Below are 3470 nucleotides of genomic sequence, written 5' to 3'. Positions count from 1 at the left end.
CTGAGCCACCGCCCCTCGCGCCCCGTCGTGGGGCGCGCGCGCCCCGGCGGCGCGCCCGTCCGGCCCCCGGCCGCGGCGCTCGCCGTCGACCTCCTCGCCGTCCTCGTCTTCGCGGGCGTCGGCCGGGCCAGCCACGTCGAGGGCACGGGCCTGCTGCAGGTCGCCGGGACGGCGCTGCCCTTCTGGGTGGGCGTCCTGCTGGCGTGGGCGCTGCCGCGCGTGCACCGCGACCCCACCCGCGTCGTGCCCGCCGGCGTCCTCGTGGTCGCGGGCGCCGTCGTCGTCGGCGTCGTCCTCCGGCTGCTCACGGGCCAGGGCGCCGCCCCGTCCTTCGTCGTCGTGACGGTCGTCGTCCTCGCCCTGCTCCTGCTCGGCTGGCGCCCCCTCGCCTCCTGGTCGGCCCGCCGCGCCGCCCGCTGACGCGCACGGCCCCCGCCCGTGCGGGCGGGGGCCGTGCGGTGGTGCGCCTCGCGCGCGGTGGCCGCCGGCGCTACAGGTACTGCCCCGGGCTCGCCACCGTGTCGATCGAGCGGCCGGCCTCGGAGCCCTTCTTGCCCTGCACGATGGTGCGGATGTAGACGATCCGCTCGCCCTTCTTCCCCGAGATGCGCGCCCAGTCGTCGGGGTTGGTCGTGTTCGGCAGGTCCTCGTTCTCCTTGAACTCCTCCACGCACGCCACGAGCAGGTGGTCGACCCGCAGGCCCTTGGCGCCGGTCGTGAGGAAGTCCTTGATCGCCATCTTCTTGGCGCGGTCGACGATGTTCTGGACCATCGCGCCGGAGTTGAAGTCCTTGAAGTAGAGGACCTCCTTGTCGCCGCCCGCGTAGGTGACCTCGAGGAACTGGTTCTCCTCGGTCTCGGAGTACATCCGCTCCACCGTCGCGCGGATCATCCCCTCCACGCAGGCCTCGCGGTCGCCGTCGTGGTGGGCGAGGTCCTGCGGGTGCAGCGGCAGGTCGGCGGTGAGGTACTTCGCGAAGATGTCGCGCGCGCCCTCGGCGTCGGGGCGCTCGATCTTGATCTTCACGTCGAGGCGCCCGGGACGCAGGATCGCCGGGTCGATCATGTCCTCGCGGTTGGAGGCGCCGATGACGATGACGTCGTCCAAGCGCTCGACGCCGTCGATCTCGGCGAGCAGCTGGGGCACGATCGTCGTCTCGACGTCGGAGCTCACGCCCGAGCCGCGCGTGCGGAAGAGCGACTCCATCTCGTCGAAGAAGACGACGACGGGGTGGCCCTCGCTCGCCTTGTCCCGCGCTCGGCTGAAGATCATGCGGATGTGCCGCTCGGTCTCCCCGACGTACTTGTTGAGCAGCTCGGGCCCCTTGACGTTGAGGAAGTAGCTGCGGGTGTCCTCGCGCCCGTCCCTCTCGGCCGACTGGCGGGCCAGCGACCGCGCGACCGCCTTGGCGATGAGGGTCTTGCCGCACCCGGGCGGGCCGTAGAGCAGGACGCCCTTGGGCGGCTTGAGCCCGTGCTCGCGGAAGAGCTCGGGGTGGCGGAACGGGAGCTCGACGGCGTCGCGGATGGTCTCGATCTGCGAGGACAGGCCACCGATGTCGGAGTACTCGACGTCGGGCACCTCCTCGAGCACGAGGTCCTCGACCTCGGCCTTCGGGACGACCTCGTGCACGTAGCCCGAGCGGGGCTCGAGCGTCAGCGCGTCCCCCGCCTTGAGGTGCGTGCCCACGAGCGGCCCCGCGAGGCGCACGACCCGCTCCTCGTCGCCGTGGACGACGACGAGCGCGCGGTCGTCGGCCAGCGCCTCCTTGAAGGTGACGACCTCGCCGGTGCGCTCGAAGCCGCGCACGGCGACGACGTTCATGGCCTCGTTGAGCTCGACCTCCTGGCCCGGCGCCAGGGCGTCCGCGTCGAGCGCCGCGCTGAGGGCCACGCGCATCTTGCGGCCCTGCTGGACGACGTCGACCACGCCCTCCCCCGACGGTCCGAGGTAGGTGGCGTACCCGCTGGGCGGCTGCGCCAGCCGCTCGACCTCCCCGCGCAGGGAGACGAGCTGGTCGCGGGCGTCCGCGAGGGTCCGCGCGAGGCGGTCGTTGCGGGCCACGAGCTCGCCCACCTGGTCCTGCAGGGCGGCGACGCGCGACGCGCTCGCCGCGCCCCACGTGCGCCCGGGCGGCTGCTCCCCGCGGGCGTCCCGCCCCGGGTCCGGCTGGTCGTCCCGGCTGGTGCCTGAGTGGCTGTCCACGCGCGCCTCCTCGAGTCCGTGCACGACGGTAACCCGGGCACCCGGCGGGAGCGGCGGCGCCCGGGCCGGTCCGGGCCCGCCGCACCTGCCGTCTCAGTCCTCGGCGTCGACCTCGCGGTCGTCCTCGCGGTCGTCCCCGGTGAGGGCCGGGCCCTCCCCCTCCGCCGCGTCCCGCTCCTCCTGGAAGGCGCGGCGGGCGGTGACGTCCCGACGGACGCGGCGCACCTTCTTCGCCGAGACGGCGCGCTCGCCGAGCGCCTCGGGCGACCAGTCCTCCTCGGCGCCCCAGGCGGTGCTCGCGCCGGTGTCCGGCTCCTCGGCCGCCTCCCTGTCGACCGCCGGGTCGTCCCGCGGGCCGCCGGCGGGGCGCGAGCCGGGTGTCGCGGCGGCGGTGCCCTTGGCGGGCCGCCGGCGCCTCAGCGGCGCGGTGACGCCCTCGGCCATGCGGCGGGACGTGAGGAGGAAGCCCGTGTGGCCGACCATGCGGTGCTGCGGGCGCACCGCGAGCCCCTCGAGGTGCCAGCCCCGCACCATGGACTCCCACGCCTGCGGCTCGGTCCACCGGCCGTCGCCGCGCAGGTCCTCCGCCGTCCTCGAGAGCTGGGTGGCCGTCGCGACGTAGCAGATGAGCACCCCGCCGGGGGCGAGCGCCGTCGCCACGGCGTCGAGGCACTCCCAGGGCGCGAGCATGTCGAGGACGACCCGGTCGACCGTCCCCGGCTCCTCCGCGGCGCCGAGCTCCTCGGCGAGGTCGCCCACCGAGACCGTCCACGCCGGGTGCGGGCCGCCGAAGAAGCCCTCCACGTTCGCGCGCGCGATGTCGGCGAAGTCCTCGCGCCGCTCGAAGGAGTGCAGGTGCCCCTCGTCGCCGACGGCGCGCAGCAGCGACATGCTCAGCGCCCCCGAGCCGACGCCGGCCTCCACGACCCGGGCGCCCGGGAAGACGTCGGCCATCGCCACGACCTGGCCCGCGTCCTTGGGGTAGACGACCGCGGCCCCCCGCGGCATCGACAGGACGTGGTCGGCGAGCAGCGGGCGCAGGGCGAGGTACTCCACCCCCGCGGTGCTCGTGACGACGACGCCCTCCGGCCCGCCGATGAGGTCGTCGTGCGCGAGGTGCCCGCGGTGGGTGTGGAAGTCGCGGCCCGCGCCGAGCGTGATGGTGTGCAGGCGGCCCCGCGGGTCGGTGAGCTGGACGCGCTCGCCCTCGCGCAGCGGCCCGCGGCGGGCGGCCGCGCCCGTCGGGCCGCTCACGACCGGCCCC

General features: G+C 75.4%; 3 protein-coding genes. 1 reads left to right on the top strand and 2 read right to left on the bottom strand.

Annotated elements, in window-relative coordinates; translation table 11 throughout:
• Nucleotides 1–420: DUF3054 family protein (locus HLB09_RS14655; protein ID WP_212771141.1), on the top strand; the 420-nt coding region annotated here is incomplete at its 5' end.
• Between the two features lie 70 nt (nt 421–490).
• On the opposite strand, the gene arc is transcribed toward HLB09_RS14655, so the two are convergent.
• Entirely contained in the window at nt 491–2089 is a 1599-nt protein-coding gene (arc, locus tag HLB09_RS14650; protein WP_212771143.1) for a proteasome ATPase, read from the bottom strand.
• Between the two features lie 210 nt (nt 2090–2299).
• Nucleotides 2300–3460 carry a class I SAM-dependent methyltransferase gene (locus HLB09_RS14645; protein ID WP_171204070.1) on the bottom strand — a complete coding sequence of 387 codons (1161 nt, stop codon included), beginning with the start codon at nt 3458–3460 and terminating at the stop codon, nt 2300–2302.
• Nucleotides 3461–3470: the final 10 nt, after the last annotated feature.

It is taken from the genome of Pseudokineococcus marinus (genome assembly GCF_013004605.1).
In the GTDB taxonomy this organism is placed as follows: Bacteria; Actinomycetota; Actinomycetes; order Actinomycetales; family Quadrisphaeraceae; genus Pseudokineococcus; species Pseudokineococcus marinus.
This window is presented reverse-complemented; position numbering and strand designations above follow the sequence as displayed.